13 protein-coding genes are annotated in these 16,188 nt (G+C 70.5%); 9 read left to right on the top strand and 4 right to left on the bottom strand.

From position 1 onward, the window contains the following. The 3 genes from ACFWZ5_RS38850 to erm form a co-directional block, all read left to right on the top strand. The coding region (locus tag ACFWZ5_RS38850; protein WP_384892045.1) for a multifunctional oxoglutarate decarboxylase/oxoglutarate dehydrogenase thiamine pyrophosphate-binding subunit/dihydrolipoyllysine-residue succinyltransferase subunit at positions 1 to 3,487 on the top strand (3,487 nt) is incomplete at its 5' end. 148 nt (positions 3,488 to 3,635) lie between these two features. Then, positions 3,636 to 3,818 (top strand): DUF6104 family protein, encoded by a 183-nt coding sequence (locus tag ACFWZ5_RS38855; protein ID WP_014176503.1) that lies wholly within the window; start codon positions 3,636 to 3,638, stop codon positions 3,816 to 3,818. 362 nt (positions 3,819 to 4,180) lie between these two features. Next, positions 4,181 to 5,011, top strand: a complete 831-nt coding sequence (gene erm, locus ACFWZ5_RS38860; RefSeq protein ID WP_384803387.1) for a 23S ribosomal RNA methyltransferase Erm — start codon at positions 4,181 to 4,183, stop codon at positions 5,009 to 5,011. Positions 5,012 to 5,082: 71 nt separating this feature from the next. Here the strand turns inward: erm and ACFWZ5_RS38865 are convergent, their stop codons facing one another. Next, on the bottom strand, positions 5,083 to 5,988 hold the full coding sequence (locus ACFWZ5_RS38865; RefSeq protein ID WP_384803384.1) for a TIGR03620 family F420-dependent LLM class oxidoreductase: 906 nt from the start codon (positions 5,986 to 5,988) through the stop codon (positions 5,083 to 5,085). Between the two features lie 179 nt (positions 5,989 to 6,167). Here ACFWZ5_RS38865 and ACFWZ5_RS38870 point away from each other — a divergent pair, with 179 nt between their 5' ends. After that, a complete protein-coding gene (locus ACFWZ5_RS38870) occupies positions 6,168 to 6,785 on the top strand; it encodes a TetR/AcrR family transcriptional regulator (protein ID WP_384803381.1) in 618 nt (205 codons plus the stop codon). A 138-nt stretch (positions 6,786 to 6,923) separates the two neighbouring features. On the opposite strand, the gene ACFWZ5_RS38875 is transcribed toward ACFWZ5_RS38870, so the two are convergent. Continuing rightward, positions 6,924 to 7,796: a hypothetical protein gene (locus ACFWZ5_RS38875; RefSeq protein WP_384803378.1), complete on the bottom strand. Its 873-nt coding sequence runs from the start codon at positions 7,794 to 7,796 to the stop codon at positions 6,924 to 6,926. Between the two features lie 183 nt (positions 7,797 to 7,979). Between ACFWZ5_RS38875 and ACFWZ5_RS38880 the strand changes: the two genes are divergently transcribed. Next, positions 7,980 to 8,945 carry a DUF4097 domain-containing protein gene (locus ACFWZ5_RS38880; RefSeq protein WP_384803375.1) on the top strand — a complete coding sequence of 322 codons (966 nt, stop codon included), beginning with the start codon at positions 7,980 to 7,982 and terminating at the stop codon, positions 8,943 to 8,945. A gap of 1 nt (position 8,946) precedes the next feature. Further along, entirely contained in the window at positions 8,947 to 10,158 is a 1,212-nt protein-coding gene (locus ACFWZ5_RS38885) for a helix-turn-helix transcriptional regulator (protein WP_384803372.1), read from the top strand. Between the two features lie 165 nt (positions 10,159 to 10,323). Here ACFWZ5_RS38885 and ACFWZ5_RS38890 read toward each other — a convergent pair whose 3' ends face one another. Continuing rightward, entirely contained in the window at positions 10,324 to 11,286 is a 963-nt protein-coding gene (locus ACFWZ5_RS38890; protein WP_384803369.1) for a zinc-binding dehydrogenase, read from the bottom strand. Between the two features lie 233 nt (positions 11,287 to 11,519). Next, positions 11,520 to 12,734, bottom strand: a complete 1,215-nt coding sequence (locus ACFWZ5_RS38895; protein ID WP_384806229.1) for an NADP-dependent malic enzyme — start codon at positions 12,732 to 12,734, stop codon at positions 11,520 to 11,522. A gap of 599 nt (positions 12,735 to 13,333) precedes the next feature. Between ACFWZ5_RS38895 and ACFWZ5_RS38900 the strand changes: the two genes are divergently transcribed. The 3 genes from ACFWZ5_RS38900 to ACFWZ5_RS38910 are packed head-to-tail and all read left to right on the top strand — an operon-like array spanning position 13,334 to position 16,054. Further along, positions 13,334 to 14,296 carry an ABC transporter substrate-binding protein gene (locus ACFWZ5_RS38900; protein ID WP_384806227.1) on the top strand — a complete coding sequence of 321 codons (963 nt, stop codon included), beginning with the start codon at positions 13,334 to 13,336 and terminating at the stop codon, positions 14,294 to 14,296. A gap of 52 nt (positions 14,297 to 14,348) precedes the next feature. Next, entirely contained in the window at positions 14,349 to 15,296 is a 948-nt protein-coding gene (locus ACFWZ5_RS38905; RefSeq protein WP_384806225.1) for an amino acid ABC transporter permease, read from the top strand. Further along, positions 15,293 to 16,054 carry an amino acid ABC transporter ATP-binding protein gene (locus ACFWZ5_RS38910; RefSeq protein ID WP_384806223.1) on the top strand — a complete coding sequence of 254 codons (762 nt, stop codon included), beginning with the start codon at positions 15,293 to 15,295 and terminating at the stop codon, positions 16,052 to 16,054. The genes ACFWZ5_RS38905 and ACFWZ5_RS38910 overlap by 4 nt, the downstream gene beginning before the upstream one ends. Positions 16,055 to 16,188 lie beyond the last annotated feature (134 nt).

The raw sequence follows: 16,188 nt of genomic DNA on the forward strand, positions 1-16,188 counted from the left end.
GCCCGCGGCCGCCGCCGCGCCCGCCGCGAAGGCCCCCGCCAAGCCCGCCGCCGCGCCCGCGAAGCCCGCCGCCGCCAAGGCAGCGCCCGCGAAGGCCGCCCCGGCGACCGAGGCCCCGGCCGGTCCGGAGTACGTGACGCTGCGCGGCCCCTCCGCGGCCGTGGCGAAGAACATGAACGCCTCCCTGGAGCTGCCCACGGCCACGTCCGTGCGCGCGGTCCCGGTCAAGCTGCTCTTCGACAACCGCATCGTCATCAACAACCACCTGAAGCGCGCCCGCGGCGGGAAGATCTCCTTCACGCACCTCATCGGGTACGCGATGGTGCAGGCCATCAAGGCCATGCCGTCGATGAACTACTCGTTCGCCGAGAAGGACGGCAAGCCCACCCTCGTCAAGCCGGAGCACGTCAACTTCGGCCTGGCCATCGACCTCGTGAAGCCCAATGGCGACCGGCAACTGGTTGTAGCGGGCATCAAGAAGGCCGAGACGCTGAACTTCTTCGAGTTCTGGCAGGCCTACGAGGACATCGTCCGCCGTGCTCGTGACAACAAGCTCACGATGGACGACTTCACGGGCGTCACGGTCTCCCTGACCAACCCCGGCGGCCTCGGCACCGTCCACTCCGTGCCGCGCCTGATGCCCGGCCAGTCGGTCATCATGGGCGTCGGCTCGATGGACTACCCGGCGGAGTTCCAGGGCACCTCCCAGGACACCCTGAACAAGCTCGGCATCTCGAAGGTCATGACGCTGACCTCGACGTACGACCACCGGGTCATCCAGGGCGCCGCCTCCGGCGAGTTCCTGCGCATCGTGGCGAACCTCCTCCTCGGCCAGGAGGGCTTCTACGACGAGATCTTCGAGGCCCTGCGCATCCCCTACGAGCCGGTCCGCTGGCTCAAGGACATCGACACGTCGCACGACGACGACGTCACGAAGGCCGCCCGCGTCTTCGAGCTGATCCACTCCTACCGCGTCCGCGGCCACGTCATGGCCGACACGGACCCCCTGGAGTACAAGCAGCGCAAGCACCCGGACCTGGACATCACCGAGCACGGCCTGACGCTCTGGGACCTGGAGCGCGAGTTCGCCGTCGGCGGCTTCGCCGGCAAGTCGATGATGAAGCTGCGCGACATCCTCGGCGTCCTGCGCGACTCGTACTGCCGCACCACCGGCATCGAGTTCATGCACATCCAGGACCCGAAGCAGCGCAAGTGGCTGCAGGACCGCATCGAGCGCCCGCACGCCAAGCCGGAGCGCGAGGAGCAGCTGCGCATCCTGCGCCGCCTGAACGCCGCCGAGGCGTTCGAGACCTTCCTGCAGACGAAGTACGTCGGCCAGAAGCGCTTCTCCCTGGAGGGCGGCGAGTCCGTCATCCCGCTCCTGGACGCGGTCATCGACTCCGCGGCCGAGTCCCGCCTGGACGAGGTCGTCATCGGCATGGCCCACCGCGGCCGCCTGAACGTGCTCGCCAACATCGTCGGCAAGTCGTACGCGCAGATCTTCCGCGAGTTCGAGGGCAACCTCGACCCGAAGTCGATGCACGGCTCCGGCGACGTGAAGTACCACCTGGGCGCCGAGGGCACCTTCACGGGCCTGGACGGCGAGCAGATCAAGGTCTCCCTGGTCGCCAACCCCTCGCACCTGGAGGCGGTCGATCCGGTCCTGGAGGGCGTCTCCCGCGCCAAGCAGGACATCATCAACAAGGGCGGCACGGACTTCACCGTCCTGCCGGTCGCCCTCCACGGAGACGCGGCCTTCGCGGGCCAGGGCGTGGTCGCCGAGACGCTCAACATGTCGCAGCTGCGCGGCTACCGCACGGGCGGCACGGTCCACATCGTCATCAACAACCAGGTCGGCTTCACCGCCGCTCCGGAGTCGTCGCGTTCGTCGATGTACTCCACCGACGTGGCCCGGATGATCGAGGCGCCGATCTTCCACGTGAACGGCGACGACCCGGAGGCCGTCGTGCGCGTCGCGCGGCTCGCCTTCGAGTTCCGCCAGGCGTTCAACAAGGACGTCGTCATCGACCTGATCTGCTACCGCCGCCGCGGACACAACGAGTCCGACAACCCGGCGTTCACGCAGCCGCTGATGTACGACCTGATCGACAAGAAGCGCTCGGTGCGCAAGCTGTACACCGAGTCCCTGATCGGTCGCGGCGACATCACCCTGGAAGAGGCCGAGCAGGCCCTCCAGGACTACCAGGGGCAGCTGGAGAAGGTCTTCACGGAGGTCCGTGAGGCCACCTCGCAGCCCGTCCCCGCGGAGGTCCCGGAGGCCAAGGCCGAGTTCCCGGTGGCGCTGAACACGGCGATCTCCCAGGAGGTCGTCAAGCGGATCGCCGAGTCCCAGGTCAACATCCCCGAGCACGTCACCGTCCACCCGCGTCTGCTGCCGCAGCTGCAGCGCCGCGCGGCCATGGTCGAGGACGGCACGATCGACTGGGGCATGGGCGAGACGCTCGCCATCGGCTCGCTGCTCCTGGAGGGCACCCCGGTGCGCCTCGCGGGGCAGGACTCGCGCCGCGGCACGTTCGGCCAGCGCCACGCGGTCCTGATCGACCGCAACACGGGCGCCGACTACACGCCGCTCCTGTACCTGTCCGAGGACCAGGCGCGCTTCAACGCCTACGACTCGCTGCTCTCCGAGTACGCGGCGATGGGCTTCGAGTACGGCTACTCGCTGGCCCGTCCCGAGTCCCTCGTCATGTGGGAGGCGCAGTTCGGCGACTTCGTCAACGGCGCGCAGACGGTGGTGGACGAGTTCATCTCCTCCGCCGAGCAGAAGTGGGGCCAGACGTCCGGCGTCACGCTGCTGCTGCCGCACGGCTACGAGGGCCAGGGCCCGGACCACTCCTCGGCCCGCGTGGAGCGCTTCCTGCAGCTGTGCGCGCAGAACAACATGACGGTCGCGAGCCCGACGCTCCCGTCGAACTACTTCCACCTCCTGCGGTGGCAGGTGCACAACCCGCACCACAAGCCGCTGGTGGTCTTCACGCCGAAGTCGATGCTGCGGCTCAAGGCGGCGGCCTCGAAGACGGAGGAGTTCACGACGGGCGGCTTCCGCCCCGTCATCGGCGACGACTCCGTGGACGCGAACGCGGTCCGCAAGGTCGTCTTCTGCGCCGGCAAGTTCTACTACGAGCTCGAGGCCGATCGGCAGAAGCGCGGCGTGAAGGACACGGCGATCATCCGCATCGAGCGTCTGTACCCGCTGGCGGGTGCGGAGCTCCAGGCGGAGATCGCCAAGTACCCGAACGCCGAGAAGTACCTGTGGGCCCAGGAGGAGCCGGCGAACCAGGGCGCGTGGCCGTTCATCGCCCTGAACCTCATCGACCACCTGGACCTGGCGGTCGGCGCCGACATCCCGCACGGGGAGCGGCTGCGCCGCATCTCGCGGCCGCACGGCTCGGCCCCGGCGGTCGGCTCGGCCAAGCGGCACCAGGCGGAGCAGGAGCAGCTGATCCGCGAGGTCTTCGAGGCCTAGGCCCCGACGGTCGTACGCAGTGTGGGCCCGGTCCCGCGTCCCTGGTGGACGCGGGGCCGGGCCCACCGGCGTAGCGGCCTACGATGAGGCAGGAATCCGTCCCGGCGGGACCGAGTGGGACCGTACGCCGTCGTAGCAGGAGCGAGAGTTGTACTTCACCGACCGTGGCATCGAGGAGCTGGAGAAGCGGCGCGGCGAGGAGGAGATCACCTTCGAGTGGCTGGCCGAGCAGCTCCGTACGTTCGTCGACCTCAACCCGGACTTCGAGGTCCCGGTGGAGCGCCTGGCGACGTGGCTGGCGCGCCTCGACGACGAGGACGAGGACGAGTAGCCGCGCCACGGCCCTGGAGAGCCCTGGGCGGCCCTTGACCGGCCCGGGTGGCCCTGACCGGCCCTTGGCGGCCTCAGATGGCCCTTGACGGCCCTGCGTGGGCCGGTGCCGCAGGGAGCCCGGAGGCCGGTGCCGTACGGAAATTCGCTTGCCGCCGGCCCGCGTCGTCGACGTAGGCTGCGCGCCATGTGTGGAATCGCATGCTGCTGCGCCTCGAGCGCCGCGACGAGGACCCGCCGCTCCTAGCGGCGGCCGGACCTCGACTTCGCTTCTCCGAAGAGCGGGACTTTCCGCCGCTTCAACGCGTCAGCGTCGGGCGGCCCTTCGCGCTGCCCGGCTCACCTCGAAGCCGCGGAGATCCTGTGCGCACGCACCGTCCCACCCCACCCACGCAGCGCCCCACCACCCCTACGTACCGTCCCGGCCGTCATGAGCTGGGGCAGAACTTCCTCGTCGACCGCGCCACGATCGGCGCTTTCGTCGACCTCGTGGCCCGTACCCAGGGGCCGATCGTCGAGATCGGCACGGGGGACGGCGCGCTGACCCTGCCTCTCCAGGGGCTCGGCAGGCGCCTGACCGGCATCGAGATCGACGGCCGCCGCGCCGAGCGCCTGGCCCGGCGCGCGAACCGCTCGACGACGATCGTCACCGCCGACTTCCTGCGCTACCGGGCGCCGACGGCACCGCACGTCCTGGTAGGCAACCTCCCCTTCCACGAGACGACGCCGATGCTCCGCCGCATCCTGCGCTCCCCGGCGTGGACGGACGCCGTCCTGCTCGTCCAGTGGGAGGTCGCACGGCGCCGCGCGGGCGTCGGCGGGGCGACGATGATGACGGCGCAGTGGTGGCCCTGGTACGAGTTCGGGCTCGCCGGCCGCGTCCCGGCAGCGGCGTTCCGGCCCCGGCCCAGCGTCGACGGGGGCCTGCTGACGATCACGCGCCGCGAGCGCCCCTTGGTAGATCCCGCGGCCCGGAAGGGCTATCAGGACCTCGTCCACCGGGTCTTCACGGGCAAGGGCCGGGACCTGCCCCAGATCGTCGGCGGGGCGTGCCCGGAGCTCCCCCGACGTGACGTGCGGGCGTGGCTGCGCGAGCACCGTCTGGGCCCGGCCCAGCTGCCCAAGCAGCTGACGGCCGAGCAGTGGGCGGAGTTGTACGCCCTCCGGGCGGGAGGGCGCCGCCCGCGCCCCTAGCCCTCAGGCAGCACCGGTGTGCGTCGCCCCGGCAGTACCGGCGTACGTCAGCCCGGTGGCACCGGCGCACGTCAGCGCAGCAGCGCCGGTGCCAGCTCCCGCCACTCGCGCAGCGGGAGCGCCCCGTCAGCCGTCAGCACCTGTACGCACACATGGTCGGCGCCGGCGGCGAGGTGCTCCCGCACGCGCGCGTGCACGACATCGGCGTCTCCGTAGGCGACGATCGCGTCGACGAGCCGCCGGCTGGGACCGGCCGGGGAGAGGTCCTCGTCGGTGAAGCCGAGCCGCCGCAGGTTCGCCGCCTGATGCGGGGCGGCCACGTACCCGGCGACGTGCTTGACGGCGACCTCACGGGCACGGGCCCGGTCCGGGTCGAGCACGACGGGCTGCTCGACGCCGAGGAACGCGTCGGGTCCCAGGATCTCCCTCGCCTTCGTGGTGTGTGCCACGGGCACGAAGTACGAGTGGGCTCCCCATGTGCGCTCCCCCGCGAGCGCCAGCATCTTCGGCCCGAGTGCGGCCAGGACGCGCCGCGGCGCGGGATCGCCCACCGGTGAGTGCGCGGGCGCCGCGTCCATGTCGTCCAGATACCGCCGCAGGGTCGAAATCGCCTTCCCGCGCGCGGGAACGGGAAACCCGTCGACCTTCAGGACGGTGTCGTCGACCCGGTGCCCACCGAGCCCCAGGACGTAGCGTCCGGGAAACGCCTCCCCCAGGGTGCGCTCGGCGTTGGCCATGGCGAGCGGCTCCCGGTAGGCGATGTTGGCGATGCCGGACGCCACGGGGATGCGCCGTGTCGCGGAGAGCAGCAGCCACGCCTGCCCCACCGAATCCCGCCCGAAGGCCTCCCCGTACCAGAGCGCCCCGTACCCGAGCTCCTCGATCTCCGCCGCCGCTTCCCGCACCCGCCCGGTGGGCTGTCCTTCAAAGGCGAAGGTCCACACACCGACCCGTCCGAGCGCTTCGCTGTTCCTCATGTGAGACGCCCCTCCCTGCTCGACTCAGCGCGGCGGATACCCCGCCGCAGCTACCGGAGAAGTTCTCCGGTTATCGGGACGGTACGATACGGAGAAGTTCTCCGCACATCCACCCCCTCGCCACAGCCATCCCGACACCCCTCTCCGTAGCCACCCGACTCCCCCTCCGGAACGCAGAGATGACCGAGCCACGCGAGCGGACCCCCGCCGCCACGACCGCCACCGCCCGGACCCCGCGGGCCGATGCCCTCCGCAATCGCGAACGCATCGTCGCGGCCGCCCGGGAGGCCTTCGCCGAGGCGGGCCCCGAGGCGTCCCTCAACGACATCGCCCGCCGCGCGGGCGTGGGGCCCGGCACCCTCTACCGGAACTTCTCCGGGCGCCCGGAGCTCCTCGCGGCGGTGCTCAAGGACCGCATCGACACGCTCTGCGCCCACGCGGACGACCTGCTGACGGCGGACTCGGCGTACGACGCCCTGGAGGAGTGGCTGCGCGCGTTCCTCACGCACGCGTGCGTGAACCAGGGCCTGGGGGGCGCGTTGATGCTGGAACAGCTGGAGGCCTCGGGCGCGCTGGGCGCCGACTGCCACCAGCGCATCCATGACGCCGCGGCGGGCCTCCTGACCCGCGCCCAGGAGGGAGGCACGGCCCGCCCCGACCTGAGCCCTTCCGACCTGCTCCACCTGGTCGTGGGCATCGCCCTGTCGACGGCACGCATGAGTGCGCCCTCACCCGAGGATCCGGAGCAACCGGAGCGGCTCCTGCACCTGGTCCTCGACGCGGTGCGCACACGCTGACCCGGCGGGGCGGCGCCCGTCGACAGCAGCCACGCACGTCGCGTCAGGCCTGCCCGGGCGAGCCGGGTGCCGGGGTACCGAGCGCAGGAAGCGCCGGATGCAGGAAGCACCGGATGCATGGGGCGCCGGGCGCCGGGGTCAGCCACGCTCCCGCGCGCGGTCGTACGCGAGGCCCAGCGCCCCGTGCACCACGAGGACGAGGCCCGCCACCGCCCAGCCACCGCCGCCGCGGCGCTGCAGGGACCAGGCCAGGAGCGGCACCCCAGCGGCCAGTTGCACACCCGCGAGGGCCCGCGCCCGCGGTCCGCGCAGCCAGGGGCCGAGCGGCCCGCTCTCCACGGCGTCGAGCTCCGCCCGCACCGCGTCGCGCCAGCCCGACCACTCGACCTGCCGTACGCCGCTCAGGACGCGGGCCACCTCCCGCAGCCTGTCGGCCGGTTCTCCGGGGCGGAGGCCGGGCGGCAGGTCGACTCCCGCGCGTGTGAGGACGGCGATGAGTCCGCGCAGCCGGGCCCGTGCGTCGGCGTCGGTGTCGGGGCGGGCCAGCACGTCCAGGGCCTGCATGTCGAGTACGGGGTCGAGGCCGAGCCGCGCCGCGAACGTCCGCATCGCCTCGTCCTCGCCGACGGGCGTGCCGTTCGCCAGCCAGACGTAGCCGACCGTCCGCCGGAAGCCCGCCGCGAGCGTGAATCCGGAGCGGTCGGCGTCCCACCACAGCGCGAGGACCGGCCAGGGCGAGCCGACGGCGAGCGCGGTGGCCCATCCGGCGAGCACCCGGTCGACCGGCTCGCCGACCTGCAGCCAGGGCTTGCCCTCGGGCACGAGCACGCTCCACTCGGCACCGGCCGACGCGAGCAGCATCGGCTCGCGCAGCAGCTGGGCGACGGTCTCGACGGAGTCCGGCCGGGCCCGGCAGAGCAGCAGCGCGCCGACGGCCTGGTCGGAGCGGGCGGCCTGAGGGGCGCCGGAGGGTTCAGCGGCGCCTGAGGCGGGAGTCGACTCGGAGGACATGACCCCACGCTAGGACAAACCAGGACGCTTAGCGCATGGGCGGACACGGGCGGCGCATGGTCGATCACGGACCGACGGGGGAGAAAGAGATAGGTCTTGACTTTCCGCATCCGCGATATATCGTGTATAGCACAGACGCGATATGGCGCGTCGCGCCCGATCCGCTCAAGGAGGTCAGCCACCATGCCAGAGTGGTCCGTCGCCGAGCCGAAGAAGCTGACGTTCGACGAGCCCGTGCGGACACTGCGCGTCCGCGTGGTGAACGGCGCGGTGAATGTCGTGGGCACAGACGAGGACGAGGCGAGGCTGGAGGTCTCCGAGCTGTCGGGCCCTCCGCTCACCGTGACGCAGTCCGGCGGCAGCCTGTCCGTCGCGTACGACGACCTGACCTGGAAGGGCCTCATGGGGTGGCTCGCCCCGAAGGGCATCCGCCGGACCGCGGTGGTATCCCTCGCCGTGCCGTCCGGGACCCGCGTCGAGGTGGGAGTGGTCGGCGCCGGAGCCGTGGTCTCGGGGATCGAGGACCGCGCGGAGATCCGGAGCGTCTCGGGCGACACGACGCTCGTCGGTCTGACCGGTTCGGTGAGCGCGGAGACGGTCTCGGGCAACGTGGAGGCCCAGGGGGTCACCGGCGATCTGCGGTTCACGTCGGTCTCCGGCGAGCTGACCGTCTTCGAGGGCACGGGATCCTCCGTACGGGCCGAATCGGTGAGCGGCTCGATGATCGTGGACCTGGACCCGGTGGGTGACCCGACCGACGTCGGGCTCACCAGCATCTCGGGCGAGATCGCGATCCGGCTGCCCCACCCGGCGCACGCGGACGTGGAGGCGAACACGACGAGCGGTTCGGTCGCCAGCGACTTCGAGGACCTCAGAGTCACCGGCCAGTGGGGGGCGAAGAAGATCACCGGCAGGCTCGGTTCCGGCCGCGGGCAGCTCAGGGCGAAGACGATCTCCGGATCCATCGCGCTGCTGCGCAGGCCGCAGGTGGAGGAGGATCTGCACAGGACCGAGAAGACCCCGCGGGACGCGACTGCGGCGGACTCCTCGCCCCCGGTTCCTCCGGCCGACACCCCGACCGACGCCGCGACCGACGCCGCGAAGGCGGACCCCGCCGCCGACGCCCCGACCGACAAGAAGGTGCTCTGAGATGCCTCCCGTGTTCGCCCACGGCCGTCTGCGCCTGTATCTGCTCAAGCTCCTGGACGAGGCCCCGCGCCACGGCTATGAGGTCATCCGCCTCCTCGAAGAGCGCTTCCAGGGTCTGTACGCACCGTCGGCAGGCACCGTCTACCCCCGTCTGGCCAAGCTGGAGGCGGAGGGCCTGGTTACGCACACCACCGAGGGCGGCCGCAAGGTCTATGCCATCACGGACGCCGGACGGGCCGAGCTGGCCGACCGCAGCGGTGAGCTGGCCGACCTGGAGCTGGAGATCCGCGAGTCGGTCGCCGAGCTCGCCGCCGAAATCCGGGACGGCGTGCAGGGCGCGGCGGGTGAGCTGCGGCGTGAGATGCGGGCGGCCGCCCAGCAGGCGCGCGCCGCCGGCAAGTCGGGCTCGGGCACCGGCAGCTTCCCGCGCCCGAGCGACTTCTTCGACAGCACATGGGCCGACAGCGACGGATGGCGCCAGGCCAAGGAGGAGTTCCGGCGCGCCCGGCAGGAGTGGAAGGAGCAGGCGCGGCGGGCGAAGGACGAGAGCCGCCGGGCCCGCGAGGAGGCGCAGCGAGCCCGGCGCGAGGCGCGGGACGCGCAGGAGCGGGCACGCGAGCATGCTCAGGAGGAGCTGCAGCGCATGGCCAAGCGGGTGCAGGAGCAGGTGCAGGACCACTTCGCGCGGGGCGACTGGCCGACGGGGGTCCGTGAGGGCCTTACCGAACTGGCGAAGGAGTTCGGCGAGTTCGGAAGGGACTTCGGCAAGGACTTCGGCGTCGACCTCGGAAAGGACTTCGGCAAGGACTTCGGATGCGGCACGACGGACGACGACACCCAGGAAGGCGACGCCCGGCGCGAGGACGTACGCGACGACGCGCGGGACGACCTGCGTGACGATGCGCGGGGCGAGGCACGGGACGACGTACGAGGCGGCGTACGCGACGCGAGCAAGCCGACGTCGACGTCAGGGCCCGTGTTCACGGAGAAGCGTGACGAGGTGCCCGTGGAGTACGTTCCGGACTGGGCCGAGGAGGACACGGCCGGGGAACCCGTCCGCAACCTGGAGCGGCTCCTGGACCGCTTTCGCGACGACATCCGCGACGCGGCCCGTGACCACGGGGTGTCCGAGGACCAGCTCCGTGAGATCCGCCGCCACCTTTCGCAGGCCGCGGCCCACATCAGCGCCAGCCTGCACCTGCCCCGCACCTGACGCCTCCGACGTGGCGCTCCCCGCCCGACCGCCCCGCTCGCACCGCGAGGTGGCCGGGCGGACGCGGGCGTTCCGGGTGAACCGCTCGGCCTGACCTGGCTCGGCCTGACCTGGCCTGACCTAGCCTGACCTGGCCTGACCTGGCCTGACCGTGGCACGAAGGCCTCACACGGTGAGCACGATCTTGCCGAACTGACCGCCCTCCTCCAGGCGTTCGAAGCCCTCGCGGGCGCGGTCGAGCGGCAGCACCTCGTCGATGACCGGCCGCACCCCGGTGTGCGCGCAGAACGCCAGCAGGTCCTGAAGCTCGTCCTTCGAGCCCATCGTGGAGCCCACGATCTTCAGCTCCAGGAAGAAGACGCGGGTCAGCTCGGCGTGTGAGGGCCGGTCGCCGCTCGTGGCGCCCGAGATCACCAGCGTGCCACCGGGCCGGAGCGACTTGATGGAGTGCGACCAGGTGGCGGCGCCGACCGTCTCGATGACCGCGTCGACCCGCTCCGGCAGCCGTGCCCCGGACGGCACCGCCTCCGCCGCGCCCAGTTCGAGGGCCCGCTTGCGCTTGGCCTCGTCACGGCTGGTGGCGAAGACCTTGAGGCCCGCCGCCTTGCCGAGCACGATGGCGGCCGTCGCGACACCGCCGCCCGCGCCCTGGACGAGGACGGAGTCGCCGGGTCGCACACCGGCGTTGGTGAACAGCATGCGGTACGCCGTGAGCCAGGCGGTGGGCAGGCAGGCGGCCTCGGCGAAGGACAGCTCCTTCGGCTTGGGCAGGACGTTCCAGGTGGGCACGGACACCTGCTCGGCGAAGGTGCCCTGGTACTTCTCGGTGAGGATGGTGCGGCGTTCCCGCGGGCCGACGCCGTGGCCGGACTGGCCGATGACGGAGTGGAGGACGACCTCGTTGCCGTCCTCGTCGACGCCGGCCGCGTCACAGCCGAGGATCATCGGGAGCTTGTCCTCGTCGAGGCCGACGCCCCGCAGGGACCACAGGTCGTGATGATTGAGCGATGCGGCCTTGACGTTCACGGTCGACCAGCCGGGGCGTGACTCGGGGGCGGGCCGCTCCCCCAGCTCAAGGCCTTGCAGCGGCTGGTCACGATCGATTCGAGCAGCGTAGGCAGCGAACATGCCCGCCATTCTGGCCCCTGGGCCCCAAGCCGTGAATGTGATCCTCGCCCCTCTCCTGCCTCTCCGGCCGGGGGCCGATATGCCTACGTGCCCGCCGCTTCGCGGCGGGAGCATCCCGCCCACCTCCCAGACGCCAACGGCGGGCGACCCCCACCTGAAGGGCTCACCCGCCGTGTGACTGGAAACGGGCGGGCGGGCGGGTGGGAGATCCCCGCCCGGCCCACCGCACGGCGTCAGCGCCGAGCAACCCCCTCCGCCCGAGCCGCCGCAGCCACCGCCGCGGTCACGGCGGGGGCCACCCGCTCGTCGAACGGCGACGGAATCACGTACTCCGCGGACAGCTCGTCACCCACGACATCCGCGAGCGCGTCGGCCGCGGCGATCTTCATGCCCTCCGTGATCCGGGAGGCCCGCACCTGGAGGGCGCCCGCGAAGATGCCGGGGAAGGCGAGGACGTTGTTGATCTGGTTGGGGTAGTCCGAGCGGCCCGTCGCGACCACGGACGCGTACTTGTGGGCGATGTCGGGGTGCACCTCGGGGTTCGGGTTGGCCATGGCGAACACGAAGGAGTTCGGGGCCATCGAGGCGACGGCGGGCTCGGGGACCGTGCCGCCGGAGACGCCGATGAACACGTCGGCGCCGGACAGCGCACTCTCCAGGGAGCCGCTGAGCCCCGCCTTGTTGGTGAGCTCGGCGAGCTCCCGCTTGACCGGCGTCAGGTCGTCCCGGTCACGGCTGACGATGCCCTTGCGGTCGGCGACCGCCACGTCACCGAGCCCGGCCTCGAGCAGGAACTTGGCGATGGCGACGCCCGCCGCGCCCGCACCGGAGATCACGGCGCGCAGGTCGCCGAGGGTGCGGCCGGTGAGCCGGGCCGCGTTGCGCAGCGCGGCGAGCGTGACGACCGCCGTGCCGTGCTGGTCGTCGTGGAAGACGGGGATGTCGAGCTGCTCCTGGAGCCGCCGCTCGATCTCGAAGCAGCGCGGCGCGGAGATGTCCTCCAGGTTCACGCCGCCGAACGACGGGGCGAGGCGCACCACGGTCTCGATGATCTCGTCCGTGTCCGTGGTGCCGAGCGCGATGGGCACCGCGTCGACGCCACCGAACTGCTTGAAGAGGATGGCCTTGCCCTCCATGACAGGAAGGGAGGCCTCCGCTCCGATGTCTCCGAGGCCGAGGACGGCGGTGCCGTCGGTGACGACGGCGACGACGTTCGACTTCCACGTGTAGTCGTGGACGAGCTCGGGCTGTTCCGCGATGGCGCTGCACACCTTGGCGACGCCGGGCGTGTACGCGAGGGACAGGTCGTCCTTGTCCCGGACGGGGACGGTCGCCTGGACGGCCATCTTGCCGCCGCGGTGCAGTGCGAAGGCCGGATCGAAGGGCTCGTCGGAGCCTTCGTTGCCCGTATTCGTACCGCTGCGAGGATTGACGATCTCCGCTGCCACTGTGTCTGACCCCTTAAGTCTTCATGGTTGAGGGTGGTCCACTTCCTGGTGCAGAAGTGGGGCGGGCACCGCGTCCGTGCTGCCGCCGGGACCGATCGGTCCCCGGAGCCACGGGCCTGCCCGGCCCCCGGCTCTCCGCCCTGTCGGCGAAGCGGTACGGGAGGTACGTACGAACGCGCGGGCACGCCGCACACGCGCCCTGAGCCCCGGATGAGGGGTGTAACCGTCTTTTCTACCGGATGCTTCCTGCCGCCGACGAGCCCTATCTGTCTCAGCCCGATATGAACGGCGGGTTTCGAGGAGGAGCCGAGCAAGAGCCGAGCAACAGGCGCCCCATTTGGCGGGAAACGTCCGTTTGGGTGGCCCACATAGCGAGATTGGGTGGTTACCAGCCAGTTGGTGCACTTCGCACCACTCCGCCAATGTCCGCGACATCCCGGCCCGTTGGGGTTCGCGAAGCGCCCGTTATCCGATTTTGACATCTCCAGCCCCCAGAATCGGACGGTCCGAATGGCAAGATGCACCATCACACGAGGTCGCGACACCCGAAGGTGTGTGCACGACCGCATGGCTACTCCCCCATCCGCCGGAGGACCCCTATGACCGCAGACACCCTTTGTCGCACGACCGCCGCGAAGTCCGCGAAGTCCCGGATCGTCGCTGTCGGCGCGATCGCGGTCGCCGGCTCGCTGCTGCTCGCCGGCTGCGGCGACCAGCGGGACAACAAGAAGGGCGACGGACAGAAGGTCGTCAGCGCGCCGCTCTCCGACCTGCTGCCCTCGGACATCCGCAACAAGGGCGTCATCAAGGTCGGCTCCGACATCGCCTACCCGCCGGTCGAGTTCAAGGACAAGGACGGCAAGACGGTCGGCATCGACCCGGACATCGCCGACGCCATGGGCAAGCAGCTCGGCGTGGAGTTCCAGTTCGACAACGGCACCTTCGACACGCTGCTCGGCGGTCTGCGCTCCAAGCGGTACCACCTCGCGATGTCGGCCATGACCGACACCAAGAACCGCCAGGAAGGCATCGACGAGGAGACCGGCAAGAAGGTCGGCACCGGCGTCGACTTCATCGACTACTTCACCGCGGGCGTCTCGATCTACACCAAGAAGGGCGAGACCCAGGGCATCAAGAGCTGGTCCGACCTGTGCGGCAAGAAGGTCGTGGTGCAGCGCGGCACCGTCTCGCACGACATGGCCAAGGCAGAGGCCAAGAAGTGCAAGGGCGGCAAGAAGATCGCCATCGAGTCGTTCGACAACGACCAGCAGGCCCAGACCCGGCTGCGCTCCGGCGGCGCGGACGCGGGCTCGTCGGACTTCCCGGTCGCCGCGTACGCCGTGAAGACCTCCGGCGGCGGCAAGGACTTCGAGCTGGTCGGCGAGCAGGTCGAGGCGGCCCCGTACGGCATCGCGGTCTCCAAGAACAACCCCAAGCTGCGCGACGCCATCAAGGCCGCCCTCGACGCGATCATCGCGAACGGCCAGTACGAGAAGATCATCAAGAAGTGGGGCGTCGAGGACGGCGCGGTCAAGAAGGCCAAGATCAACGGCGGCACGTGACCGGCACACGACCACACCCTGTCGCACACCTCGTCGCTGAAAGGCAACACCCGTGACAACGGACATCACCAAGTCGGGCTCGCCAGGCCCGCAGGACGAGCCGCCACGCGCCGCTCCCGAAACCATCAGAGCCATCCCGGTCCGGCACTACGGCCGCTATGTCGCCGCCGTCCTCGCCATCGCCGTACTCGCCGCGATCGTCTTCGCCTTCGCCAACGGCGACATCAACTGGGGCGCGATCCCCGACAACTTCTTCGACGAGCGCATCCTCAAGGGCGTCCGCGAGACCCTGATCCTCACGGTCCTCTCGATGCTCATCGGCGTGGTGGGCGGCGTGCTCCTCTCGGTGATGCGCCTGTCGAAGAACCCGGTGACCCAGTCGATCGCCTGGTTCTACATCTGGTTCTTCCGCGGTACGCCGGTCCTGGTCCAGCTCTTCGTCTGGTTCAACCTCGGCTTCGTCTTCGAGTACATCAACCTCGGCCCGATCTACCAGGACGAGTGGTCGGACTTCATGACGCCGTTCCTGACGGCGCTGCTCGGCCTCGGCCTGAACGAGGCGGCGTACATGGCGGAGATCTGCCGCGCCGGTCTGCTCTCGGTCGACGAGGGCCAGACGGAGGCCTCGCAGGCGCTCGGCATGAGCCACAACAAGACGCTGCGCCGCATCATCATCCCGCAGGCGATGCGCGTGATCGTGCCGCCGACGGGCAACGAAGTCATCAACATGCTGAAGACGACGTCGCTGGTCGCGGCCGTCCAGTACTACGAGCTCCTGAAGTACGCGCAGGACATCGGCACCTCGTCGGGCGCCACCGTCGAGACGCTCCTCCTCGCCGCCACCTGGTACCTGATCATGACGTCGATCCTCAGCGTCGGCCAGTTCTACCTGGAGCGCTACTACGCGCGCGGCTCCTCGCGCGCCCTGCCGCCCACGCCACTGCAGAAGGTCAGGGCGAGCCTGCTCTCGCTGAGCGGCCCGAGGGGAGAGATCCGATGACCGCCATGGTGAAGGCCGAGGCCGTCCACAAGTCCTTCGGCCACGTCGAGGTCCTCAAGGGCATCGACCTGGAAGTGAAGTCCGGCGAGGTCTTCTGCCTCATCGGCCCGTCCGGCTCCGGCAAGTCGACGTTCCTGCGCTGCATCAACCACCTGGAGAAGATCAACGCCGGGCGGCTGTACGTCGACGGGGAGCTGGTCGGCTACCGGCAGAAGGGCGACAAGCTGTACGAGCTCAAGGACAGCGAAGTCGCGATGAAGCGCCGGGACATCGGCATGGTCTTCCAGCGCTTCAACCTCTTCCCGCACATGACCGCGCTTGAGAACGTCATGGAGGCGCCGGTCCAGGTCAAGGGCCAGTCCAAGGCGGCGGCGCGGGAGCGCGCGGGGCAGCTCCTGGAGCGGGTCGGGCTCGCCGACAAGGCGAAGAACTACCCCTCGCAGCTCTCCGGCGGCCAGCAGCAGCGCGTGGCGATCGCCCGGGCGCTCGCAATGGACCCGAAGCTGATGCTGTTCGACGAGCCGACGTCGGCGCTCGACCCCGAGCTGGTGGGCGATGTGCTCGACGTGATGCGCGACCTCGCCGAGTCCGGCATGACGATGGTCGTCGTCACGCACGAGATGGGCTTCGCCCGCGAGGTCGGCGACAGCCTCGTCTTCATGGACGGCGGCGTGGTCGTCGAGTCCGGGAACCCCCGGGACGTACTGACCGACCCGCAGCACGAGCGGACGAAGTCCTTCCTGTCGAAGGTCCTGTAGGCGACAGCCCGCAAGCCAGGCCCTGTCCGCAGACGAAGGCCCGGCAGGCGACGGTTCCGGAAAACGCACACTACGGAGAGGGGTGGGTAGGGTGATTTTTATGTGACAACCCACACCCGAAGTGCAACGGTTGG

Source organism: Streptomyces sp. NPDC059003, assembly GCF_042740445.1.
Taxonomy (GTDB): Bacteria; Actinomycetota; Actinomycetes; order Streptomycetales; family Streptomycetaceae; genus Streptomyces.